The 23,721-nt window shown below is 49.2% G+C and carries 22 protein-coding genes; 8 read left to right on the top strand and 14 right to left on the bottom strand.

All coding sequences use genetic code 11. The features are described 5' to 3' along the window. Positions 1–51 precede the first annotated feature (51 nt). From C4S39_RS09085 to sdhC, 11 genes are all read right to left on the bottom strand, one after another. A complete protein-coding gene (locus C4S39_RS09085; protein WP_103966708.1) occupies positions 52–1,251 on the bottom strand; it encodes an acetyl-CoA C-acyltransferase in 1,200 nt (399 codons plus the stop codon). 23 nt (positions 1,252–1,274) lie between these two features. Continuing rightward, complete coding sequence (locus C4S39_RS09080; protein ID WP_103966707.1) at positions 1,275–3,803, bottom strand: 3-hydroxyacyl-CoA dehydrogenase/enoyl-CoA hydratase family protein; 2,529 nt, start codon at positions 3,801–3,803, stop codon at positions 1,275–1,277. A 179-nt stretch (positions 3,804–3,982) separates the two neighbouring features. Then, on the bottom strand, positions 3,983–4,336 hold the full coding sequence (locus C4S39_RS09075) for a Spx/MgsR family RNA polymerase-binding regulatory protein (protein ID WP_103966706.1): 354 nt from the start codon (positions 4,334–4,336) through the stop codon (positions 3,983–3,985). Between the two features lie 3 nt (positions 4,337–4,339). After that, positions 4,340–4,678, bottom strand: a complete 339-nt coding sequence (locus tag C4S39_RS09070; RefSeq protein ID WP_103966705.1) for a cupin domain-containing protein — start codon at positions 4,676–4,678, stop codon at positions 4,340–4,342. Between the two features lie 104 nt (positions 4,679–4,782). After that, positions 4,783–5,997: an alpha/beta fold hydrolase gene (locus C4S39_RS09065; RefSeq protein WP_103966704.1), complete on the bottom strand. Its 1,215-nt coding sequence runs from the start codon at positions 5,995–5,997 to the stop codon at positions 4,783–4,785. Positions 5,998–6,052: 55 nt separating this feature from the next. Then, on the bottom strand, positions 6,053–9,181 hold the full coding sequence (locus C4S39_RS09060) for an FG-GAP-like repeat-containing protein (protein ID WP_103966703.1): 3,129 nt from the start codon (positions 9,179–9,181) through the stop codon (positions 6,053–6,055). 15 nt (positions 9,182–9,196) lie between these two features. After that, positions 9,197–10,660, bottom strand: a complete 1,464-nt coding sequence (locus C4S39_RS09055; protein WP_103966702.1) for a TIGR03032 family protein — start codon at positions 10,658–10,660, stop codon at positions 9,197–9,199. Between the two features lie 56 nt (positions 10,661–10,716). After that, complete coding sequence (locus C4S39_RS09050; RefSeq protein ID WP_103966701.1) at positions 10,717–11,403, bottom strand: TIGR04211 family SH3 domain-containing protein; 687 nt, start codon at positions 11,401–11,403, stop codon at positions 10,717–10,719. Between the two features lie 69 nt (positions 11,404–11,472). Then, complete coding sequence (gene sdhA, locus C4S39_RS09045) at positions 11,473–13,236, bottom strand: succinate dehydrogenase flavoprotein subunit (protein WP_103966700.1); 1,764 nt, start codon at positions 13,234–13,236, stop codon at positions 11,473–11,475. A gap of 1 nt (position 13,237) precedes the next feature. Continuing rightward, a complete protein-coding gene (sdhD, locus tag C4S39_RS09040; RefSeq protein ID WP_103966699.1) occupies positions 13,238–13,591 on the bottom strand; it encodes a succinate dehydrogenase, hydrophobic membrane anchor protein in 354 nt (117 codons plus the stop codon). After that, positions 13,585–13,974, bottom strand: a complete 390-nt coding sequence (sdhC, locus tag C4S39_RS09035) for a succinate dehydrogenase, cytochrome b556 subunit (RefSeq protein ID WP_103966698.1) — start codon at positions 13,972–13,974, stop codon at positions 13,585–13,587. The genes sdhD and sdhC overlap by 7 nt, the downstream gene beginning before the upstream one ends. Before the next feature lie 303 nt (positions 13,975–14,277). Here sdhC and C4S39_RS09025 point away from each other — a divergent pair, with 303 nt between their 5' ends. The 6 genes from C4S39_RS09025 to dapD all read left to right on the top strand — a co-directional run bounded on the left by C4S39_RS09025 (position 14,278) and on the right by dapD (position 19,927). After that, positions 14,278–15,141, top strand: coding sequence for a DUF6279 family lipoprotein (locus C4S39_RS09025; protein ID WP_103966696.1), 864 nt, complete (start codon positions 14,278–14,280; stop codon positions 15,139–15,141). 214 nt (positions 15,142–15,355) lie between these two features. Continuing rightward, complete coding sequence (locus tag C4S39_RS09020; RefSeq protein WP_103966695.1) at positions 15,356–17,356, top strand: integrin alpha; 2,001 nt, start codon at positions 15,356–15,358, stop codon at positions 17,354–17,356. Positions 17,357–17,509: 153 nt separating this feature from the next. Further along, the gene (locus C4S39_RS15805) at positions 17,510–17,632 is read left to right on the top strand and encodes a hypothetical protein (RefSeq protein WP_258039371.1); all 123 of its coding nucleotides are present in this window, start codon (positions 17,510–17,512) and stop codon (positions 17,630–17,632) included. Continuing rightward, entirely contained in the window at positions 17,629–17,817 is a 189-nt protein-coding gene (locus C4S39_RS09015) for a hypothetical protein (protein ID WP_103966694.1), read from the top strand. Before C4S39_RS15805 ends, C4S39_RS09015 begins: the two co-directional genes overlap by 4 nt. Positions 17,818–17,876: 59 nt before the next feature. Further along, on the top strand, positions 17,877–19,073 hold the full coding sequence (dapC, locus tag C4S39_RS09010) for a succinyldiaminopimelate transaminase (RefSeq protein ID WP_103966693.1): 1,197 nt from the start codon (positions 17,877–17,879) through the stop codon (positions 19,071–19,073). 32 nt (positions 19,074–19,105) lie between these two features. Further along, positions 19,106–19,927, top strand: coding sequence for a 2,3,4,5-tetrahydropyridine-2,6-dicarboxylate N-succinyltransferase (gene dapD, locus C4S39_RS09005; protein WP_103966692.1), 822 nt, complete (start codon positions 19,106–19,108; stop codon positions 19,925–19,927). Positions 19,928–20,006: 79 nt separating this feature from the next. Here dapD and C4S39_RS09000 read toward each other — a convergent pair whose 3' ends face one another. Together C4S39_RS09000 and miaA are read right to left on the bottom strand one after the other, a co-directional pair. Further along, complete coding sequence (locus C4S39_RS09000; protein ID WP_103966691.1) at positions 20,007–20,342, bottom strand: BON domain-containing protein; 336 nt, start codon at positions 20,340–20,342, stop codon at positions 20,007–20,009. 164 nt (positions 20,343–20,506) lie between these two features. Next, positions 20,507–21,475, bottom strand: a complete 969-nt coding sequence (miaA, locus tag C4S39_RS08995; RefSeq protein WP_103966690.1) for a tRNA (adenosine(37)-N6)-dimethylallyltransferase MiaA — start codon at positions 21,473–21,475, stop codon at positions 20,507–20,509. A gap of 133 nt (positions 21,476–21,608) precedes the next feature. Between miaA and C4S39_RS08990 the strand changes: the two genes are divergently transcribed. Together C4S39_RS08990 and C4S39_RS08985 are read left to right on the top strand one after the other, a co-directional pair. Then, positions 21,609–21,827, top strand: coding sequence for a twin transmembrane helix small protein (locus tag C4S39_RS08990; RefSeq protein WP_374953023.1), 219 nt, complete (start codon positions 21,609–21,611; stop codon positions 21,825–21,827). Positions 21,828–21,879: 52 nt separating this feature from the next. After that, entirely contained in the window at positions 21,880–23,091 is a 1,212-nt protein-coding gene (locus C4S39_RS08985) for a BaiN/RdsA family NAD(P)/FAD-dependent oxidoreductase (protein WP_103966729.1), read from the top strand. A 38-nt stretch (positions 23,092–23,129) separates the two neighbouring features. On the opposite strand, the gene C4S39_RS08980 is transcribed toward C4S39_RS08985, so the two are convergent. Beyond that, on the bottom strand, positions 23,130–23,699 hold the full coding sequence (locus C4S39_RS08980) for a class I SAM-dependent methyltransferase (RefSeq protein WP_258039370.1): 570 nt from the start codon (positions 23,697–23,699) through the stop codon (positions 23,130–23,132). Positions 23,700–23,721: the final 22 nt, after the last annotated feature.

Below are 23,721 nucleotides of genomic sequence, written 5' to 3'. Positions count from 1 at the left end.
GCCGGTCAAATTTAGTTGACCGGCTTCTTTAATCATTCTCTTGTTAAAGCATTAAAGCGCCTCAAACACACCTGCCGCGCCCATCCCGCTTCCAATGCACATGGTCACCATACCGTATTTTTGTTTATGACGCCGCAATCCATGCAGCAATGTAGCCACCCGGATCGAACCGGTGGCTCCCAGCGGATGCCCCAATGCAATTGCGCCGCCCAGAGGGTTCACTTTATCGCGATCCAATTCCAGGTCACGAATCACTGCGAGGCTTTGCGCCGCGAATGCCTCATTTAACTCGATCCAATCCAGATCATCCTGCTTGATGCCGGTTTGCGCGAGCACTTTGGGAATGGCTTTGATCGGGCCGATACCCATAATTTCAGGCGGCACGCCCGCTACTGAAAATCCAACAAACCGTCCTATCGGAGACAGGTTGAAACGTTGCATCGCAGCTTCGCTCATCAGAACCACCGCTCCGGCACCATCTGACATTTGCGAACTATTTCCCGCGGTTACCGAGCCTTTGGCGGCAAAAACCGGTCTCAGCTTCGTCAGTGCATCCAGGCTGGTGTCAGCACGGGGTCCTTCGTCAGTATCCTTGATGACAACTTTTTCACGCACATGGTGCGTAACCAGGTCAGGGCGTTTCTCATCCACCGGATAAGGTGCAATTTCCTGCTGGAATTCGCCGGATTGGATGGCTTTGATAGCACGCTGATGACTGGTCAGGGCAAATTCATCCTGATCCTCGCGCGATACTTTCCATTGTTCGGCCACTTTTTCAGCGGTCATGCCCATCCCGTAAGCGATCGCCACATTTTCCTCATGTTCAAACATCATCGGATTCATGGAAACTTTGTTACCCATCATCGGTACCATGCTCATGCTTTCGGTACCTCCCGCAATCATCACGTCGGCTTCCCCGAGGCGAATGCGATCCGCAGCCAGAGCTACCGACTGCAGACCCGATGCGCAAAAACGATTGATTGTCATACCAGCTACGCTATTGGGCAAACCTGCCAATAACAACCCCACGCGCGCCACATTGATGCCCTGCTCCGCTTCCGGCATGGCACAACCGACAATCACATCATCAATTGCCGCCGGATCGAGCCCTTCGCATTGCTTCATCACCGCGCGCAGCACATGCACCAGCATGTCGTCAGGGCGTACATTCTTGAACATGCCGCGCGGCGCTTTTCCCACCGGAGTACGTACAGCAGCTACAATATAGGCTTCTTGAGTTTGCTTGGTCATAGAATTCTCCGTGAATCGTGATATCAGTTTCTAAGAGGCTTACCGGTTTTCAGTGTATGTTCGATACGCGCCTGGGTTTTGGCGGTTGCCAGCAATTCCATGAAGGCTGCCCGCTCCAACTCCAGAAACCAATCTTCATCGACCAGGCTGCCCGGTGTTAAATCACCGCCACACATGACATGCGCCACCTTATTCGCAATCAGATTGTCATGCTCGGAAATAAAACCGCCCGCGCGCAGATTAACCAACTGGCTCTGGATCGTTGCAATACCCGTGTTACCCGCCACGGGAATTTCCCGCATGCGCAATGGCGGACGATAACCAGATTCGGCTAATGCCAGCGCCTGTGCTTTGGCCACGTGCAACAATTCAAAACGATTCATCACCACGGTATCGGCACGGCGCAAATAACCCAGGTCTTTGGCCTGCTCCGCGCTTTTCGCCAATTCCGCCATCGCCACTGTCTGAAAATAATATTTGAGCGACGGAAAAGGATCGCCGTCTCTGGCATTCTGCGCCGCGCGCATGGCGAACTCCTTGCATCCGCCACCCGCAGGCAATAGCCCAACACCAGTTTCCACCAAACCAATATAACTTTCCAGCGTTGCCACCGCACGGTCGCAATGCATGACAAATTCACATCCGCCACCCAACGCCAAACCATCCACGGCCGCAACAGTCGGAATCATCGAATAGCGCAGCGCTTGTGAAGCTTGTTGAAATTGCTTGATCATTCCTTCCACTTCTGCCAGTTTCTTGGCCATCAACACATCTGCGAGATCCAGTTCCCGCGCCACTTGCAACACCGTAGCCTGAGCCGATTTCTTGAATTTTTTGAGGAATGATTGAAATACACCAGGCGACTGCGGTGGCGCAGGTGGCGCATTACCCTGCTGCGCATCCGGCTTGGGCCGCTCGGTGGCTTTCTGTAAATTAGCCCCGGCAGAAAACGGCGGCTCTGTTTGCCAGATCACCAAAGCACGCCAGTCTTTTTCAGCTTCCTTGATTGTCTGCTGCACACCCTCCAGTACATCGATACCAATCGTGTGCATTTTGCTCTTGAAACTGAGTATGGCAATGCCATCGCCGCTATGCCACATTCTTACGGCATCGGTCTCAAATATGGTTTTGCCGTATACCACCTCTTCACCGACCAGTCGATCAGGGAAGAGTTGGCGTTGATACACGGGCAGCGCGGAACGCGATTGCAGTTCCCCGGAAGCAGGAGCAAAGGAACCTTGGCTAGTATGCACGTTTTGCTTGCCGCTTGCGGCAACGGTCATTACCCATTGCGGCAAGGGTGCCTGGCTCATACTTTTTCCGGCAGCGATATCTTCCTGAATCCAGTCGGCAATTTGCTTCCATCCCGCCGCCTGCCAGATTTCAAATGGTCCTTGATTCCAGCCAAATCCCCAGCGCACCGCCAGATCGAGATCACGCGCATTATTCGCAATGGCTTCCAGTTGTACCGCGCAGTAATGAAATAAATCACGGAATATGGACCACAAAAACTGTGCCTGCGGTTGCTGGCTATTACGCAGCGCAGAAAATTTTTCTGCGGGATTGCTGTATTTCAACAGCTGCTTCAATTCATCATCCACTTCAGCCGCGGACAATCGATAGGTTTTCGATTTCAGATCAAGCACATGAATTTCATTTTTTATTTTCTGATAAACGCCACGCTTGACCTTTTCACCCAGCGCGCCTGTTTCGATCAAACCTTGCAGCCAATCCGGCACAGCAAAATAACGATGCCAGGGATCATCTGGCAACGTATCGCGCATGGTATTGATGACATGCGCCAGAGTGTCCAAACCGACCACATCCACGGTGCGAAACGTTGCGCTTTTAGGGCGCCCAATCAAGGAGCCCGTCAGTGCATCGACCAGATCGAATCCAAAATTAAATTCCCGGCCATGATGCATGGTCGCTAGCAACGAAAACACGCCGATGCGATTGGCTATGAAATTGGGCGTATCTTTGGCGCGTATCACGCCTTTGCCCAGATAAGTCACCAGGAACTCTTCCAGGTGATCGAGCATCGCCCCATCGCTGAATTGGCACGGAATCAATTCGACCAGATGCATATAGCGCGGCGGATTAAAAAAATGTATGCCGCAAAAACGGTGGCGTAATGCCTCCGGAAAAGCTTCGGCCAGTTGATTGATCGACAATCCGGAAGTATTACTGGCAAAAATCGTATGCTCCCCCAGATAAGGCGCAACCTTGACGTACAGATCACGCTTCCAATCCATGCGCTCGGCGATCGCTTCAATCACCAGATCGCAATCTTTGAGCTGTTCCAGATGTTGATCGTAATTGGCCGCTTGGATAGAGGTGGCTTTGGTTTTGATCGACAGCGGTGCGGGCTCCTGTTTTTTAAGCTTCTCCACCGCCTTGATCACATTGGCATTGGGATTATCCGCCTCACCCGGCAACTCAAACAACAGTGTTTCGATATTGGCATTCACCAGATGCGCGGCAATCTGCGCGCCCATCACGCCAGCGCCCAGTACCGCAGCTTTTCGTACTAAAAAACATTGATCTCTCAATTTCGCCTCCTGCTTGATCCGGTTATGGATATGGAATAAGACACCATTTGTATCGATCGTGGCTCAAAGAGTACAAGCATGAGACCCAAAGCGCAAGCTTGTTTGTTTTTGAAATCCGGAATAATGCCTGCTTACTTTGCACTGCCGGCTCCTGAGTGTAGAAACCGCAATTGAAAAAATCAACCCCAGATATCCGCAAACTTCTCTGCGTTAAAGCCAACGGTTGCACGCTTTCCATCGGTAATCAGCGGTCTTTTGACCAAACGGCCATTACCCGCAAGCAGCGTGAGTATTTCCTTGCCAGATAATGCGGGCAATTGCGCCTTGATTTTTAGTTCGCGGTACTGCACTCCGCTGGTATTAAAGAGTTTGCTCAATGAAACATTGACGCACTTAACAATCACGGCAAGTTCTTCTGCGGTTGGCGGATTTTCTGTGATATCGATAAATTCGTAGCTGATTCCGGCTTGCAGTAAGTATCGCTCCGCCTTGCGGCAGGTATCGCATTTTTTATAACCGTAAAATTTGAGCATTATTTATTCGCCGCCTTTCGGTCCCCAGAACACCACCCAAGTACAAAAATCCGGCGAGAAATTTTCAAAACGATGCTCCACATGGGCGGCAACAAAAAACACCATGCCAGGTTCAAACCGGTGGCGTTCGTCCGCCACTACAATCTCGCCATGACCGGAGTGGATGAAATACAGCTCATCCTGATCATGCGGCGTTTGTATATCCGTATCCTTGGGCGCATAAACTTCCACCGACATGGTACCGTGCGCAAACGCCAGCGTAAAAGGCTCGCCCATCGGCCATTCCGCACTTGTTTTTCCGGGTATGCGCTGCATCAATTCCGCTAATTCTGCTTTCATCATGCTTCTCTCACCTCATATTTATTAAAATCGTGCTTGTTAATCTCTATTTCAAGTATAAGGGATCATGATAATCGATACCAACAGCGAGGGTAGTATGCCCGTGATCATTTCGTCGCTTGCAGCCGGTGATCTATCCATTGTGCGATATTTTTCAGAAGCGCCGTGCGTGCCGGTTCTTTTAAGAATAGATGCTGGTGATACTGTAGATTGGATAACGCCAAAATCTCGTTATCAGGGTGATGCTGCAACGTCGCACGGGCAAAATCCTGATTGCCCCATGCCGGCGTGATCGGATCATATTCCGAATACACCAGATAATAAGGTATTGTGAATTGCGCCATATGACGGCGGAAATGCACAATCTCCGCTTCAATGCCTTTCACGAAACGCAACAAGGTACGGCGCACAATCCAGCCATCCGCGCGCAAGCGCGCTTTTTCTTCTTCGCTATCGGTCAAATAATCCTGCACCCAATCCGGGGAAACTGGCGATAGAAAACTGCGCAAACCCGGCCAGGATGCTATCTCAAACAGGCCGTCCAGGAGGGGCACAGTCACCAGCGCTAATGCCTGATTAAAAATTAGTGCGGGCAAAGGCTCATTCTGAGGGTGCAAAAAATGCGTTTCGGCATGAAAGGACAGCCTGATCAACGGATTCGCCATCCAACCGCGCCACCCCGGCGGATTGCTGACGGCAAACGCCGGCGCCAGAAGAACGATTCCCCGCACACGTTTGAGCAACGCTTTTTCGTCGCGCGCTTGCATCAAGTAAGAAGCGGTCACCAAAGCGCCCAAACTATGCGCAATAATAAATACCGGATGCTCTGATTCGCTTTCTACATCGCACAACGCAATCGTTTTTTTGAGCGCACGACCCAGATAGCGCCGAAGCGGCTCCAAATCCTTCAATGCCGATTGCGCCAGATAAGCATCGCCAACCTGCTGCTCGCTTGAACCGCTGACCAATGCCGAATCCGCCTGCTGCAATACCGGATTGGATAACCCATGCGCATAATGATCAAAACCGGTAACTAAAAACTTCCGCGCAAAATACTGCGCCACCTCGCCATAGCGCCCGATATGTTCGTTCATGCCGTGAACCAGCAGCACGCAGGCTGGTGCCTGGTTGGAATCCTCCGGAGAAAGCACCCGCAGAATCAACGGACCATAACTCTCAGGTGGATCAACACGAACTTCTTTTCCCCAGCGCGGATAAGGCTCGCTGACAAATTTTTGATGAATGCAACCGGATAGAACCACCGAGAACAGCAAGATTCCCGTCAAAATTGCTAACCTGTCAGATACATAGCTACTCGACATCAATGCGGATTGCTTTTCTTTGCCCGTCGATGGCTACGCGCGCATGCACTGCTGATCAAATCACCACGATATCCGCATGAGTCAACGCCAATCCAGTTCCAATAGTGGCAATCTGCACTGCGGCACCGGCACCACTGCCATTCGCGTCGTAGATCAAGGCGCCGGTCGCGCTGTTGTAAATGATGTTATCGTTCGCATCCAATGCATTTGCGCCGATCCTGAATCGACCGGCGGCCAAGGTGCCTGTGACCGTCAAAGCGGTGAAAACCGCATTCTCAAGCTGGATCGTGTCATTGACCACATTAAAATCGGTAATCGTATCGATCTGGCCCATCGTAGTGAACCTGAAAATATCGTTACCGATTCCGCCCGTCAGTATATCGGTGCCCTGCCGGCCGTCGAGAATATCGTTACCGGCAGCGCCTTTTAGTTGATTCTTGCCGGCGTTTCCTATGATTACATTGGCCAGATTATTGCCCGTACCATTGATCGCTGCTGCACCGGTTAATGTAAGATTCTCCACCTGAGCGGGTAACGCGAACGTTGCGCTGCTATTAACCCCATCGATGCCGCCACCTGCGGCTTCAATAATGCTGTCACCAGTGTTGTCGACTACATAATTGTCATTACCGGATCCGCCTTTGAGTACATCCGCACCAAATCCACCATCCAGCGTATCGCGGCCGATTCCTCCTTCCAGTGTGTCGTTGCCTGCACCGCCTAGCAGGATATCGTTACCAGCTCCACCTTTAAGTACATTGCTAGCGACATTCCCTGTAATGGTATTGGCTTGCCCATTACCTGTTCCATTAATAGCCGATGAACCCCGCAAGATCAGGTTTTCTACATTATCAGGCAGCGTATACGTCACGCTGCTGTTCACACTATCAATGCCCTGATTAAGTGCTTCAATGACGGTGTCGCTGGTATTTTCAACAAAATAACTGTCGTTACCCGGTCCACCGATCATGGTATCTTCCCCCGACCATCCTGTCAGCACATCATTACCCGATCGCCCTTGCAGAATATTGTTGGCGGTATTGCCGGTCAAATGATCTGCAAAATTACTGCCGATTAGATTCTCGATGTCATTCAACGTATCCAATCCGGCGCCGAGGGTATTTTGCTGTGTCACAATATTCAATGAAACAGTTACCGGTGCGGTCGCATTTTCATACGATGCCGTATCGTTGAGTGAGGGTGTGCCTATCAGGTTATCGTTACCCGGCGTACTGAACAGCATTGCATCAACAGCAACCGTAAAGCTTTTACTGCCCAGCAGCGGAGCTGCAACACCGTCCGATATCGAGGTGTCGATTGAGAAATTGCCACTGAAATTGGATGCCGGGGTAAAAAAGACACCTGCCAATAAGGTATTTACATCCGCTAACGCGCCGCTGGCGCTCCATACGCCAGTCGCTGCATCAAAAACGGATGCCACAGTACCTGAAGTGCGAGTGCTTAAACTACCCGCAGCCACATTCGACAGCGTCAATATCGCGGTCACATTGTCACTGTCAGGATCTTCGATTACGATATTGTCAAGATTTAAAAACGTGTTAGGTTTGTAAATCTCAACAGTACTTAAATTAAATGCGTTGGGTGCGTTGTTGTTGACGAAATACCCTACTCCTAAATATCTTCCTATAAAAGCATCAAAATCTCCATCGCCGTCCATATCCGCAAAGACCGGGCTATTGTCGGTTGGATAACGCCCGCCTTCTCCGGGTAGAAAAACATTCATGCTACCCGATTGAAAAGTAAAATCTGGGCTGCTGGCAGTTCCATTATTAGGCATAAAATGCACATATCCATATGAGCCCCCAAAAGCATCTAAATCACCATCGCCGTCAATATCCACAAAGCTTAAACCAGATCTCCCGCCACCTAAGCCAGGTGGCGCTGTAACAGCAGGCGCGAATGATGGGCTAACTGCTGTACCTGTATTTAGAAAAAATTGCAAGCCGCTATCATTAATCACAAATACATCAGAGTCTCCGTCATCGTCAATATCCGCGAAATCAATTGCGGAACCATTATGGCTGAAATCAAACGGATGGGTAACCGCAGCGGCAAATGCCGGAGCATCACTTGTTCCGATGTTTTGAGAAAATAATATATCGTTGCTGTAGGTCTTAGAAAAACTATCGAAATCCCCATCACCATCGATATCGACAAAAGTTAGCCGATCAGAGGAATCCGTGTTACCCAAACCAAACGGATTATCAACAGCAGCAGCAAATGAAGGATTGGTAATCGTTCCAGTATTCTGATAAAACCGGGTGATATTTTCAAATCCGCTACTAACAAACATATCAAAATCACCGTCGTTATCGATATCTACTATCTCGGGATTAGCATAATAAATCCTGCCAAAGTCAAACTGAGAAAAACCGCGAAATGATGGACTGTATCCTGGCCCGGTATTCTGCATAAAGCCATAATCACTTATTGAAGTATCCCAATCACCATCGTCGTCAATATCAGCAAAACTATCAACCCAGCTTAGACCAAATGGATTGTAGCTATCAAAATAATAGCGGGGATTGTTGATTGTTCCAATATTTCTATAAAACGCGAGGCCTCCACCTACATCGCAAAAAACGTCTAAATCGTCATCATAATCAATATCAACAAAATTTGGATAACCTCCAAAATTTAATGAATTATTGGCAATGAATATCGGATTGCTAATGGTTCCAGTATTCTCAAAAAACAATGTCTGCCAATTTCCATTTCCTATAAAAGCATCAAAATCGCCGTCACCATCGATATCTGCAAAAGTCGGGCCGGCACGAAAACCCACATCACTTAAGCCAAATGGATTGATCCCCGCCGCGACAAATTTAGGATTATTAGCCGTTCCTTCGTTTCTAAAAAACCGTGTATTACCGCCATTGTTACCGACAAAAGCATCCAGATCACCATCATTGTCGATGTCTACAAACGTGGGAGCAGATTTGGAACCGACATCCTTCAGGCCAAATGGGTTCGTGATGGGAGCCGCAAATACTGGATGTGTCGCCGTTCCCATGTTCCTGAGAAAACTGATAGTTCCATCATAATTCCCTGCAAAACCATCTAAATCATTATCACCGTCGATATCGACCATTGCCCTAAAAGAACCACCATATCCTGCAACAGGTGGATCAAACGGAGTATATCTAAAAACAGGATTACTCATTACTTTTCCTCAAAATTAAGATTTATTGTTATTGGTATCAAGAATTCGTTGCAAACGCTGCTGCATTTGCTGTTCGATTCCATGCTGGCGGTACGCTGGCAATACATGCGAAGAAATTAGCTCATTATGGTGCTGCCCATTTTCCTGCCAGCATTCGGCAACGACAAGCCCGATCATTGTGCCCTCAACCGAGGCCGATACGCCGATCAATTCGCCGCGTTGCGGCTGGGTTTGCCAGCGATTCTGCAAACTTGGAGAGGTTATGGCTTCATAGGGCAACAGATTTTCCGGGGTTAAATGAAAGACCTTCTGATATTTGACCGCCATGCTTTCAGCATCGGAAATTTGTGAAGCGCTTGGCAAACCAGCTACCTGTGTTGGCTGACTCAATCCGGGACGTTGCACGGTCGGTTTAGTGATTATCAGTCCATCTGATCCGGGGAAGGAAATCAGCCGGTCAATATCATCATCCTGAAAACCAAGCGCTCTGGGCTGGCGCACCTCAGGCAGCACCACGACGTCAAATAATTCTTCAACGACTCCACCAATGTGCAGTGCATGTAAAAGGTTTCCAGTATTCAAGTCGATTACGGCCAAACCGCATTGCGCTGTCATCTTATCCGCTGCCAGCCGGGTTTCCAGGGTCAAGCCGGTAAACGTTTTGGAACGTAACTGCGATAACCCCACCAAGGCGAAATTTTTCCAGAACGCAAGGCCGCGCACGAAACCCGGGCAAAATGTAACCGGTATAAATTGAGAACCATCCAGATAACCGAATTCGCCCGTGCCGGAGTTGAGCAACCATAACTTACCCTGATACCAGCGCGGCGAGTGCGGCATCGATAAGCCTGTGGCGATGATTTCATTGCTGGGAATATGCATCACCACGCCGCCATCCAGACGCTGATTACGCCAGCCTGCCGCTTCATCTGTCGCGCTGCATGCGGTAGCATACATGGGCTGATCATCCTGCATCGCCAGGCCGTTGAGATGACAGCGATCTTCGGCTGCCAGTCTGGTGATAAACGGCGGCTGCCAAATGGGCGCAAAGCTGAATCCTGCCTGCAAAGTGGCCAGGCAACTGAAATCGGTATTGATGAAGAGTATTTGTTGCGCCTGCGTCACCGTCACATCATGCACATTCACGTCGCCAGTTGTGTGCGACTGGCTGGGCACGTACAGACGATCGCCGCCTTGGTGTTGCTCGTCTTTTGCCAGGCGGTTTTCCAGTTGCCAAATCTGGTAACGGGTCGCCATGTAAAGGCTGTCACCACGCGCATATAGCCCCATTGGCTTGTCAAACAAGCGTTCATTGACGGCCAGGCGCTCATCGGCTTTACGCCCAACCAAAAATAACCGATTGGTCTGGTAAGTAGTAAACGCGAGGCTGATTCGTTCATTTTCCAGCCAATGGTAAAGATGATCCGATCCTCGCATGGTAACAGTGGGTGGCGTTCCGGAAGCTGATTGCAGCGGCATGAATCGATCGCTCAATACGCGGGGCTTATTGCATGAGATCGGATCGTTGTCATGGATTAGCTGAAATCACCATATCGTGAGCGTTTTTTCCTGCTGAACATTGGGAGAACCAGGCCCAGAAATATCCCGCCGCATAATACTAAGGCTCCGGCAATGAACCAATCCTTCTGGTTGTGGTTTTCCAGTTCACGGTTTTCCAATTGCAATGTGATAAGGCGCTCTTCGACTGTGGTCAGCTTTTCATGCAATTCCTTGTTTTCTTCATCGATGAGCAGCACATTGGCGGAAGTTTTTTTAATGGATTCCATTTGTTCCACTAATCGCTTGTTCTCGCTTTCGAGTGTTTTCAGGCGCTTTTGCGAACTTTCATACTCATCCTTGACGGCTTTTAACTGGGTGCGTATAGAACCCTCGTCCACGTTTGCAAGATCGATCTGCTTAATCATTTTTTCCAGTTGCGATCTGGCGTCAGGCTCGGCGCTCAAATAACGGCTCAGTATCCAGCCTTCCATGCCATTGGCAATTTTGACGCGTGTATGCCCGGTTTCCGCGTCATTTTCCAGCACCTCCACAGGGGTGCCACTCTTCAACATCCTGAGAATCGCATGACTCAGGGTCGGACCTCTACGAAAAGTTACTTCCAATTGATCCGATACATAACGGGTTTCAGCGGAAATTGAAACGGAATAGGGAAAACAAACAATAAGGCAAATCAACAGAACGACATGTTTATTATTCTTCATAGAATTTATTGGATTGGTTCAAGAATTATAACAGACTGATTAAATTATATTTAATCCAGGAAATGAACCTTAATAGGTTCTGGCTTTGGGTGGAAATGATTCGACCGTCAGTGGCTTCAGGCGCACGGGTTTGTAATCCAGCCGATTATCTTCACTGAAAAACAGCGTATGTTTCAGCCATTTGACATCGTCCCGCTGCGGATAATCATCACGCGCGTGGGCGCCTCGGCTTTCACGCCGGGCTTCCGCCGAGATCATCGTGGCAATGGCCACTTCTTTCAGGTTATCCAGTTCAAGCGCTTCAATCCGCGCGGTATTGAATATTTTACTTTTGTCCTTGATTTCCGTGCGCCCTACTTGCTCACCGACCTCGAGGATTTTCTCCACGCCTTTCTGCAGCATGTCTTCAAAGCGGAACACACCGCAGTAAGTCTGCATGGTTTTGGCCAAGGCGGCATGAACTTGCGCGACACTCTCGCCATTTTTCTGGTTTTCCAACCGTGCCAGACGATTCAGCGTTTTGTCCGCTGCATCCTCCGGCAGCGGTTTATGATGCGGGTGCGTTTTCAAGTCTTCAATGATCTGATTGGCGGCGGCACGGCCGAATACGACCAGATCAAGCAATGAGTTCGTGCCCAGGCGATTGGCGCCATGCACCGAAACGCAAGCGCATTCGCCCACCGCGTAAAATCCGGAGACGATTTCTTCCGGGCCGGTTTTATACGGCGCGACGACCTGACCCAAATAATTGGTGGGAATGCCACCCATCATGTAATGCGCGGTGGGTACGACCGGAATCGGTTCATTGATGGGATCGACATGGGCGAATTTAATCGCCAGTTCACGGATGCCCGGCAACCGGGCTTTGATAATTTCAGCCCCCAGGTGATCAAGTTTCAGCAACAAGTGATCGCTCTCTTCGCCGCAACCACGCCCATCCTTCATTTCCGTAGTCATGGCGCGTGAAACCACGTCACGGCTGGCCAGATCCTTGGCATTGGGCGCGTAGCGCTCCATAAAACGCTCGCCTTCCTTGTTCAGCAAATAACCGCCCTCGCCCCGCACCGCTTCACTGATCAAGACACCGACACCGTACACGCCCGTGGGGTGGAATTGCCAAAACTCCATATCTTCCAGTGGAATTCCGGCCCGTGCGGCCATGCCCAGGCCATCGCCGGTATTAATCAGCGCATTGGTGCTGGCCTGAAAAATCCGCCCGCCGCCACCCGTGGCAAACAAGGTTGCCCGCGCCTGCAATACCATCATTTCCCCGGTTTCCATTTCCAGCGCGGTGACGCCCAGCACATCGCCCTGTTCGTCACGAATCAGATCCAGCGCCATCCATTCGACAAAAAATTGCGTGTTGGCGCTGACATTTCGTTGATACAAGGTATGCAGCAATGCATGACCGGTGCGATCAGCCGCCGCGCAAGAGCGCGTCGCTTGCGCGCCGCCAAAATTCAGTGACTGGCCACCAAACGGGCGTTGATAGATTTTTCCGTTTTCCAGACGATCGAACGGCATGCCGAAATGCTCCAGTTCGTATACCACTTCGTTGGCATGGCGGCACATGAACTCGATCGCGTCCTGATCGCCCAGATAATCCGAGCCTTTTACGGTATCGTACATATGCCAGTGCCAATTGTCTTCGGTTACATTGCCCAGCGCAGCGGCGATTCCGCCTTGTGCCGAAACGGTGTGCGAACGCGTGGGAAACACCTTGGATAGCACCGCCACTTTCAATCCAGCTTCGGATAACTGCAGCGCCGCGCGCATTCCGGCGCCCCCTGCCCCTACAATGACGACATCAAACTTTCTTTTGATTAATGACACATTAACTCCACAATATTTCCGCAGTCCAAACCAGATAAAACAGCAAGGCGGTCACCACCGCGATATGCATCATTAAGCGAATTGGCGTGGAATGCACATAATCCATAAGAACATTACGCACACCTACCCAGGCATGCCAGAACATACTCACAAAAAACATAAACGTTGCGATGCGCAACCACTGGGACTGGAATAAGCTTTTCCATTCCGCGTAATCCTGTGGAGCGGCAATGCATAACGCACTGACCAGCACAATAAGATAAATTGCCATCAGAATGGCGGTCACGCGCTGGACCAACCAATCCCTCGCACCATAGTGCGCGCCCGTAACGGCCAATCTGGATTGCCTTACCATAGCACCAATCCTGTCAATGAAGTAAGTACGAATCCCGCGACCAGCACCAGTTTGCTTCCCGTTCGCGCCTGTTCCAATGCGATCCCTACCTGTATATCCAGTAACAAATGACGGATGCCGGCGCATAAATGATGGAAAAAGAACCAGAGCGGCAGTAGCGCCATCAGCTTGATCATCGGATGATTGAGAAAATCCCGCAAAATCTCAAAGCTTTGCGGTGATTCCAGCAAAAACTGCAAACCATATAGCAGCAACGGAATACCCGGAAAAAAAAGCAATACGCCGCTGATCCGATGCAGAATCGAAATCACGGCTGGGATGGGTTGCCTGATCTTGAACAGATTCAGATACTTGGGGCGTTTATGATGTAATTTTTCTTCCATGCGAAAAATTCTAGTGTAGAAATGTTGCCGCCAGGGTTAAGCTTACACGTTGAAGATTGAAGCCAAGTTTAGTCTGTTATGGTTTCCGATACAAGCCATATCAAGTCATACAATCCCGCCCGGCTAATAAGCGCAATCCTGTGAAGAATAAAATAGAGCAAGCAGACAATTGCAATCCAGCCGACACAATGAATAAAACCAGTGATAAAACACAGCTTAGGTATAATAAATCCACATCTTGAATCCGTTTTCCGCCCATAGCGAGACGCACCTTCCGACATCGTTAAACTGACAAGCGCCATCATGCGATCCATTGCAAGAACCCTAGCATTCATTACTTTTTTATCGTTACTCGGCGGTTGCAGTATTGTGCGTCTAAGCTATGATCACGGCGCGCGGCTCACCTGGTGGTGGCTGGATGGTTACGTCGATTTTAACCGCGAGCAGGCACCGCACGCCAAGCAGGCGATTCAGCTATGGTTTGACTGGCATCGCACGGCGCAGCTTCCGGAATATGTTGATTGGCTAGCCGCAGTGCGCGGCCAGATCGACGCGCCGCTGACAGCTAGGCAAATTTGCGGTTGGTCCGACGAATTGCAAAATATTATCGCGCCCGCCTTTGCACAGGCTGTGCAGCTAAGCGCGCCTGTAGTATTGCGTTTAGGCGAAGCGCAGTGGCGTCATCTTGAACAACGCTATAGCAAAAGCAATGAGGAGCTGCGCCGCGATTATCTGCAACCGGACCCTGGAGAGCGCCGGCAGGCTTCGATCAAGCGCACCGTCAAGCGTATCGAGAATCTATATGGCAGCATTGACAAAGCGCAACGGCAATTAATCGCCGCCAGCGTTGAATCCTCACCTTTTAACCCCGAAATCTGGATGATCGAGCGTCAGCGCCGGCAACAAGAGACTTTGAGAATATTGCGTCAGTTCACCCCTGAATCCGCCACACCCGAACAAGCCATTGCTTCGTTACAGAACCTGATTGAACATACGCACCGTTCCGACGATCCGGATTACCGCGCTTATCAGCTGAAGCTCTCTGCATATACCTGCGATTTCATCGCACATATGCATAATAGCGCCACCCCGCTCCAGCGCCAGCATGCGCATGACAAGTTAAAGAAATGGGAAACGGATTTACGCACGCTGATGACCGGAATATAGCGATTTACATAATATATTCTTTGTATCACAATGCCTGATCGGGTGAATCTATTCTTAGAAAAATAATTTAAATGAACGATTTGCGGTATGCGAGGGAATATCCGGCCGGGTAAGCTGGATTGTCAAATCACCCGGTTCATGGCCGGGATGAAGATGAAACCCCTGACCATCGATGGATGACCACAAATCTCTTCTTGTTTAGGAGGTAGTCATAATGGCAACGGCACATATTAATTTATCCAGTCTTAATGGTAATAACGGTTTCCGCTTGGATGGTGAGGCGGCGGATGATAATTCAGGCATCTCGGTGAGCAGCGCGGGGGACATCAACGGGGACGGTTTCGATGATTTGATTATAGGCGCTAGTGGTGCAGACTCGAATGGCCTACATTCAGGATCAAGTTACGTAGTGTTTGGGAAAGCAACCGGTTTTAATGCAGTGATGAATCTGTACGATCTCGATGGTAGCAATGGGTTCCGTCTGGATGGTGAAGCGGCGTATGATTTTTCAGGCCGCTCGGCAAGCAGTGCGGGGGATGTCAATGGCGATGGCTTCGATGATGTGATTGTTGGCGCCCCTATTGCTAGTCCGAACGGCCCTTTTTCTGGTTCCAGCTTCGTGGTGTTTGGCAAAGCTGCCGGGTTTGATGCCACGATGGATTTATCCACTCTTGATGGCAGTAACGGTTTCCGTCTGGATGGTGAAGCAGCGCGTGATTATTCAGGCGGCTCTGTGAGCAGCGCCGGGGATGTGAACGGGGATGGCTTCGATGATGTGATCGTTGGAGCTTACAGAGCCGATTCGAATGGCAATTGGTCTGGTTCCAGCTACGTGGTATTCGGGCGCGCATCGGGATTTGATGCGGTGATGGATTTATCCGGTCTGGATGGCAGTAACGGTTTCCGTCTGGATGGTGAAGCACCATATGATTATTCAGGCCGCTCGGCAAGCAGTGCGGGGGATGTGAACGGCGATGGGTTCGGTGATGTAATCATTGGTGCTGGCGGTGTGGGTAATTCCGTCAATTCCAGTTACGTGGTATTTGGTCAGGCATCCGGTTTTGATGCCACGATGAATCTGTCCGGTCTGGATGGCAGCAATGGTTTTCGTCTGGATGGTGAAGCAGCGAATGATTATTCCGGCTGCTCTGTGAGCAGTGCGGGGGATGTCAATGGTGATGGCTTTGGTGATGTGATTATTGGTGCTCGTGGCGCGGGCAGTTCCGCCGGTTCCAGTTACGTGGTATTCGGGCGCGCATCGGGATTTGATGCCGTGATGAATCTGTCCGGTCTCGACGGCAGTAATGGTTTCCGCCTGGATGGTGAAGCAGTGCGCGATTCTTCAGGCGACTCGGTAAGCAGCGCGGGGGATGTCAATGGCGATGGTTTTGACGATTTGATTATTGGTGCTCATGGTACCAATCATGGTGCAGATCCAAATGGTGATCTATTCGGCTCCAGCTACGTGGTATTTGGCAAGGCATCCGGATTTGATGCGGTGGTGGATTTATCCGGTCTGGATGGCAGTAACGGTTTCCACCTGGATGGTGAAGCAGCGAATGATCGTTCAGGCCTTCCTGTGAGCAGTGCGGGGGATGTGAACGGAGATGGCTTTGATGATTTGATTGTGGGCGCGCATAATGCTGATCCGAATGGCGACAGATCCGGCTCCAGCTACGTCATCTTTGGTCATAGCAATTCCGTCGATGACGTGGATTTCCCCGGCACGCCCGGAGACGATATTTTTACCGGCACCAGGGCGGCGGAAAGTTTTGAGGGCGGAGATGGCAACGACCGCATGATCGGCCGCGGTGGCGCGGATTGGTTCGATGGCGGTGCGGGCAACGATTATATCCGCATATTGGGCGATGACTTTGAGCGTGTCGACGGCGGTTCGGGTACCGATATCCTGGGACTCGCCGGCAGTGGTTATAATCTGGATCTGTCCGGTGTGATCGACAGGATTCACGGGATTGAAACTATCGCTTTATACGGTGTCGGGGATAATTCGCTGACATTGACCGCGCAGGATGTCATCGACCTGTCGGATACGACGAATACCTTGAAGATCAAAGGCAATACCGGGGATAGCGTGATCGGGTTGGGCAGCGGCTGGACCGATGGTGGTATTCGCGGTAACTTCCATGAATATACGCAAGGCGATGCGGTGGTGCTGGTCGGGGTGGACGTGACAACGGATTTTCCGATCGGCTGATAAATCCGTTCAACAACGGGCGGATTGGTAGCAGGAAACTGATTCATAACGATCCGGCAAAAAGCCGCTTGCGTTGAAGCGGCTTTTTTATTTCGCACTTTCATCAGAGTGGATTGATGGCGATTCCTACTTGATTTTTACCGGATGGCTTGAGTGGGTACCGCTATCCTCCGCGCGCCGATGACCGGAAATCGCGGACATACCGCATTGGAATGGCAGGGTTATGCATCCGCTGCACAACCCGAAACACAGCCGGACAAATTAAGGAAACGATGATTAATTGGCTGCACGAGCGAATCACTTCGTTGCGCGGTACTCACGCCTTCGCCTATCTTGTTGATATGTCTCAGTTGCTGCGTTCCGGGCGTCTCGTGCTTCATCTTGTTCGCCGAATTAATCAGCGTTTCCTTAATTTCAGTTGGTCATTCTCACCGGCGCGTTTTATAATCCGCACGCATTAGCGATCTAATAATGGAATGATCAGTATAAAATTATCGACTGAGTATTCTTTCACAATGACATGAACCCAAATCTGAATCAGCTGCAACCTTACCCGTTTCAAAAGCTGCGGTCATTACTCGATGGGGTGGCGCGCAACGCGGCATTGCGTCCGATCGATCTGCAAATAGGCGAACCCAAACATGCAACGCCTGATTTTATCCGCCAAACCATGATCGATAATCTGGACGGTTTATCGGCATACCCGACGACGCTGGGGATACCGGCGCTGCGCAATAATATCGCGGCATGGATAAAACGGCGTTTTAATTTGCTGGAAATTAATCCGGATACGGAGATTATTCCCGTCAACGGGAGCCGTGAAGGGCTGTTTTCTTTTGCGCAGGCAACGATAGACCGTAGTGCCGGATCTCCGGTAGTGATATGTCCCAATCCGTTTTATCAAATTTATGAAGGCGCCGCGTTATTAGCAGGAGCGACACCGCATTTTATCAATACGCTGCCCGAAAACCGTTTTCGATTGGATTTCTCGCAATTGAGTCATGACGTATGGTCGCGCGCGCAGTTGATTTATGTTTGCTCGCCCAATAATCCGACAGGTGGCGTAATGATGCTGGAAGAATGGCGGGAACTGTTTGCGCTGTCCGATCGTTATGGTTTTGTAGTCGCTGCGGATGAATGTTATTCGGAAATCTATTGTGATGAAACGAAACCGCCATTGGGTGCGATGGATGCTGCACATCAATTGGATCGAAAAGGTTTTCCGCGCCTGGTGGTATTCAACAGTTTATCGAAGCGCTCCAATGTGCCGGGAATGCGCTCCGGTTTTGTGGCCGGTGATGCGGCGGTACTGAAACAATTTCTGCTGTATCGGACTTATCATGGCTGCGCCATGAATCCCGCAGCCCAGGCCGCCAGTGCAGCGGCCTGGAACGATGAAAAGCATGTGGTGGAAAATCGCCGCTTGTATGCGCAAAAATTTTCTGATGCGCTGGCGTTACTGTCGGATGCAATGACCGTGCAAATGCCGGACGCGGGTTTTTATTTATGGATTAAAACCCCTATCGACGATGCCGAATTCACCAAACGATTGTATCAAGATTATAATGTGACGGTACTGCCGGGCAGTTATCTGGCGCGTGACGCACAAGGCAGCAACCCGGGGAAGAATTATGTTCGGGTTGCGCTGGTGACTTCCGCGCAGGAATGCAGCGAAGCGATGCAAAGAATTAGAAGCCTCGTGACTCAATTGGGTTGAGCCATGTCGAATTTAAATTACCAAGGAAAATTATGAGTGAATTAAAAACCATCATTGAAGAAGCTTTTGAACGCCGCGCTGAGATTACGCCACGTAATGTCGACGCCAGTTTGAAGGAAGCCGTTACACAAGTTCTGGCGATGCTGGATAACGGTAAATTGCGCGTAGCTGAAAAAATCGACGGTGATTGGATTACGCATCAATGGATCAAAAAAGCGGTATTACTGTCATTTCGCATCGAAGATAACAATTTTATCAAGGGCGGTTTTTCCAATTATTTTGACAAAGTGCCGTCCAAGTTCGCCGATTACAGTTCCAGAGACTTTCGTGACGGCGGCTTTCGCGTCGTACCGCCTGCAGCCGTGCGCAAAGGCTCGTTCATCGCCAGCAACGTCGTGCTGATGCCTTCTTACGTCAATATAGGCGCATATGTGGACGAGGGCACGATGGTTGATACGTGGGCCACCGTTGGCTCATGCGCGCAGATTGGCAAGAATGTGCATCTATCTGGTGGTGTTGGCATTGGCGGCGTGCTGGAGCCGGTGCAGGCCAATCCGACCATCATCGAAGATAATTGCTTTATCGGTGCGCGCTCGGAGATTGTGGAAGGCGTGATTGTCGGTGAGAATTCCGTCATATCCATGGGGGTGTATATTGGCCAGAGCACGAAAATTTACAACCGTGAAAGCGGTGAAGTCAGTTACGGCCGTATTCCGCCCGGATCAGTCGTGGTATCGGGTAATTTGCCGGCAGAAAACGGGAAGTACAGTTTGTACTGCGCCGTAATCGTGAAACAGGTAGACGCAAAAACCCGCTCAAAAACAGGAATTAATGAATTGTTGCGCGGAATCTAATTAAAATATTCGCAGTGCTATAGATAAAAGAATCTCCTATTACGGGGATTCTTTTTATGCTGTTATGCTGGATTATTGGTTATCTTACGGCGACTTGATTGTCGACATTCTTGACTCCATCCACGATCCAGGTATGCATATTGGTGCGGGTAATCTGATCTTCATTGCGAGCGACACCCGTGAGCGTTACATGGCCCTCGTTTACTTTGATTTCAATGCTGGCGCCCTGCAAAACCGGATCTGATTGAATGGCCTGAGTTACACGGGCAAAAATGGTCGAATCATCGTAAACAATTCCGGGAGGCGGCGCAACCCAGGACGGATGGGTTCTTTCCGCGTAGTTTTCACACCCTGTCAAAAAAAAGATGCTTATCAGCAACAAAACTGAAGTAGCTAATTTAAAAAAAGTCTGCATGGTTGTCTATCCTATCAATGTGCTCCACAGGTATTTTGTAATTTTTCTTATATGCTGGTGAAAATTTACTCCTTCCCTCCAGCATGGATGGAATCATAACGCCACCGATAGGAAATAAACAAGCCGGTAAACTCAAAAACATGCCAACAATAATAATTCAACATTCAATCCGCGCGAGTCTCAATTGCTGTTTGGATTAAATTATTCACTTGAGCGCTTAAGTCACTGGACAAACAATCAAACTCATATATTTTATCAGCGGCGCGCATACTGCGCAGCCAGGTAAGCTGCCGCTTGGCCAATTGGCGCGTTGCGGCAATTCCCATGTCATGCAATTCGTCACTGTTGATCTTGTTATCCAGGTAAAGACAAACCTGACGATAGCCAACACATCGCATGGATGGTGATTCCACGCTCAATGCCGGAAATTTCTGACGTATGAATTGAACTTCTTCGACCAATCCTGCGCTTAACATGTTTCTAAAACGTTCGGCAATACGCAAGTGCAGTTGGCTGCGTTCACCGGGTATCAGTGCAATGCTGATTTTACGATAGGGAAAAGCAGCGGGTTGAAAGTTTTTCAGAATCTCTGACATCGGCTGTTGAGTCAGATAACACACCTCCAATGCGCGTTGGATACGCTGGCTATCGGTAGGCTTGATACGTGCCGCGATGACTTGATCCAATTCTGACAGTTTTTGATGCATTGCAGTCCAGCCATGCTTCTCCGCCATATTTTCCAATTTCAAGCGCAGATCTTTATCAGCCGCCGGCAATACGGACAGTCCATCTTGTAATGCCCGGAAGTAAAGCATCGTGCCCCCCACCAGCAGCGGGATTTTGTTACGCGAGGAGATATCCTGCATGATGCTTAAAGCATCCTGGCGAAATTGTGCTGCGGAATAAGACTGATCGGGATCAATGAGATTAATAAGATGATGTGGGACATGAGCCAGAATTTCTTGCCCCGGCTTGGCCGTCCCGATATTCATGTAGCGGTATACCTGGGCCGAGTCCACGCTGATGATTTCAGTTGGAAATTTTTTTGCGATATCCAAGGCAATTTGGCTTTTGCCACTGGCTGTGGGGCCCATTAAAAAAATGGCAGTGGGTAAGCAAACCGGATTTTGCATTGCACAGGATCGATCGAGTGGAAAAGAGTAAGAATGAAGTGAAATAGAAACTATTGGTTAATTTTAAATAATAAATCTCTAGAGTTCTTATCGTTAAATAGTCATTGGATAATCAGAAAAACTCGGCTAAACTTTGGCAAATTTAACTTTTGTTAGGATTAAGGCTTTGAAAATTTTTGCTGCCGTATTATTTCTCCTCATATTATATAGCCTAGGATCTGCGCTGTACTACATGTACAAGGATAAAGGACATTCAACGCGCATGGTCAGATCCTTGAGCATACGTATCGGCTTATCTCTTTTCTTATTCATTGTCATGATGATAGCAGCTCGCCTGGGTATGCTTGACTGAATAATTTTCCTACCCGGAATCACTTTATTGTGCAACTGTGAGCCTGCCGAAGTTGTATAAAGATGTGGTTATCGTCGGAGCCGGCGCTGCAGGCATGATGTGCGCGATTGAAGCAGGTAAGCGAAACCGCAGCGTAATACTCATCGATCATGCGAGTAAGTTAGCCGAAAAAATCCGTATTTCCGGCGGTGGTCGTTGTAATTTCACCAATCGGTATACTACAGCGGAAAATTTTATTTCCGGTAATCCGCATTTTTGCCGCTCCGCATTGGCTCGTTTTACGCCACAGGATTTTATTGCTCTGATTGAGAAACACGATATTCGCTATCATGAAAAGAAATTAGGTCAATTGTTCTGCGATGGCCGCTCACAACAAATTATCGACATGCTTCACAGCGAGTGCAATGCAGTGGACGTAGCGTGGCAAATGCCTTCTATAATCAAAGCAATAGAAAATTTATCCAGCGACAGGAGAAAACCAGGTACTGAATCGAATTTTAGAGTGATAACTGAGCGCAATACCATTGAAACCAAGTCTCTGGTGATTGCTACAGGCGGGTTATCAATCCCGCAAATTGGCGCAAGCCCATTGGGCTATCAAATTGCCAATCAGTTTGGCATTCGTGTAACACCCTTACGGCCTGGTTTGGTGGGTTTAATTTTTTCAGTCGATGAATTTTCCGGCTTTAAGGAAATTTCAGGCGTGGCGATAGATACTGAGGTTAGTTGTAACGGTGCTTCATTTCGTGAGAATGTTTTATTTACCCATCGTGGATTAAGCGGCCCCGCCATATTGCAAATATCATCCTATTGGCAACCTGAAAAATACCTACGCTTAAATCTGTTACCGCAACAGAGTGCACAGCAGATTTTTCTTTTTCATCGTAGAAGCACCGTGCTTTTACCGAATCTGTTAGCCCGTTATCTGCCTAAACGTTTCGTACAGGCCTGGTGTGCATCCATGTTAGCCCGGCTGGCTATCACTACAAAACCTATCTGCGATTACCGGGAAAATGAATTACTCCTGATTGCGGATAAACTCCATAATTGGCAGATTATTCCGAGTGGCACGATCGGTTATAAGAAAGCGGAAGTAACGCTGGGTGGTATCGATACTCTCGAATTGTCATCCAAAACAATGGAATCCAAGCGTACGTCAGGTCTTTTTTTTATTGGAGAGGTGGTAGACGTTACCGGTCATTTAGGGGGATTCAACTTCCAGTGGGCCTGGTCATCGGGTTATGCTGCAGGGCAAGTGGCCTGAATCGTGTATGCGATGTCAGCTGGAAAATAAAAAACATCCTATTTCTCTCCATAAAAATATGATGCGGTCGACAAATAGGTTTTGCGCCACATATACGTTCCACAGACAATCTCTTTGAAATCTTCCATCCACACCCTCAATCCGTCCGGACTCGCGCGCCAGTAATCCTTTGGAACCTCATGATAAGGGCAGAGCCAAGGCAATTGAACCCATATTTTCCCGCCCGGTTTTAAGACTCTTTTGAGTTCCTGAATTGCCTTCAATGGATAAGGAACATGCTCCAGAATCGATATGCAGACCACTGCATCAAAGCTATTATCCTCAAACGGCATATCATGAATATCGTAATGATAATCAATGAATTCACGCATATCGTATTTATCGACGCTCACCCAGTTCGGTCCGTATTTTTTCCCTCTATTATCTTTTACCCCAATTTGAAGGCATGGTTTATTTTCACAACTCTGTATGAACTCTTCAAATATCTTTTGATAAACGGCATCAGGATCACTACTCGTTTTGCGTACAGCATTTGCAGCCCGCTTGTATTCGACAAGATAAAATAAGAACGAGAAGCGTTCTTTAAATAACCTATAAATTTTTCTCAATATGTTTCTCATTTAATTCTCT

This window comes from Nitrosomonas ureae (assembly GCF_900108305.1).
Classification (GTDB): domain Bacteria; phylum Pseudomonadota; class Gammaproteobacteria; order Burkholderiales; family Nitrosomonadaceae; genus Nitrosomonas; species Nitrosomonas ureae_B.
This window is presented reverse-complemented; position numbering and strand designations above follow the sequence as displayed.

Coding starts and splice junctions, on each gene's coding strand:
- C4S39_RS09085 (WP_103966708.1), bottom strand. CDS start 1,251: ATGACCAAGCAAACTCAAGAAGCCTATATTGTAGCTGCTGTACGTACT.
- C4S39_RS09075 (WP_103966706.1), bottom strand. CDS start 4,336: ATGCTCAAATTTTACGGTTATAAAAAATGCGATACCTGCCGCAAGGCG.
- C4S39_RS09070 (WP_103966705.1), bottom strand. CDS start 4,678: ATGATGAAAGCAGAATTAGCGGAATTGATGCAGCGCATACCCGGAAAA.
- C4S39_RS09065 (WP_103966704.1), bottom strand. CDS start 5,997: ATGTCGAGTAGCTATGTATCTGACAGGTTAGCAATTTTGACGGGAATC.
- C4S39_RS09060 (WP_103966703.1), bottom strand. CDS start 9,181: ATGAGTAATCCTGTTTTTAGATATACTCCGTTTGATCCACCTGTTGCA.
- C4S39_RS09055 (WP_103966702.1), bottom strand. CDS start 10,660: ATGCCGCTGCAATCAGCTTCCGGAACGCCACCCACTGTTACCATGCGA.
- C4S39_RS09050 (WP_103966701.1), bottom strand. CDS start 11,403: ATGAAGAATAATAAACATGTCGTTCTGTTGATTTGCCTTATTGTTTGT.
- sdhD (WP_103966699.1), bottom strand. CDS start 13,591: ATGGTAAGGCAATCCAGATTGGCCGTTACGGGCGCGCACTATGGTGCG.
- sdhC (WP_103966698.1), bottom strand. CDS start 13,974: ATGGAAGAAAAATTACATCATAAACGCCCCAAGTATCTGAATCTGTTC.
- C4S39_RS09025 (WP_103966696.1), top strand. CDS start 14,278: ATGCGATCCATTGCAAGAACCCTAGCATTCATTACTTTTTTATCGTTA.
- C4S39_RS09020 (WP_103966695.1), top strand. CDS start 15,356: ATGGCAACGGCACATATTAATTTATCCAGTCTTAATGGTAATAACGGT.
- C4S39_RS09015 (WP_103966694.1), top strand. CDS start 17,629: ATGATTAATTGGCTGCACGAGCGAATCACTTCGTTGCGCGGTACTCAC.
- dapC (WP_103966693.1), top strand. CDS start 17,877: ATGAACCCAAATCTGAATCAGCTGCAACCTTACCCGTTTCAAAAGCTG.
- dapD (WP_103966692.1), top strand. CDS start 19,106: ATGAGTGAATTAAAAACCATCATTGAAGAAGCTTTTGAACGCCGCGCT.
- C4S39_RS09000 (WP_103966691.1), bottom strand. CDS start 20,342: ATGCAGACTTTTTTTAAATTAGCTACTTCAGTTTTGTTGCTGATAAGC.
- miaA (WP_103966690.1), bottom strand. CDS start 21,475: ATGCAAAATCCGGTTTGCTTACCCACTGCCATTTTTTTAATGGGCCCC.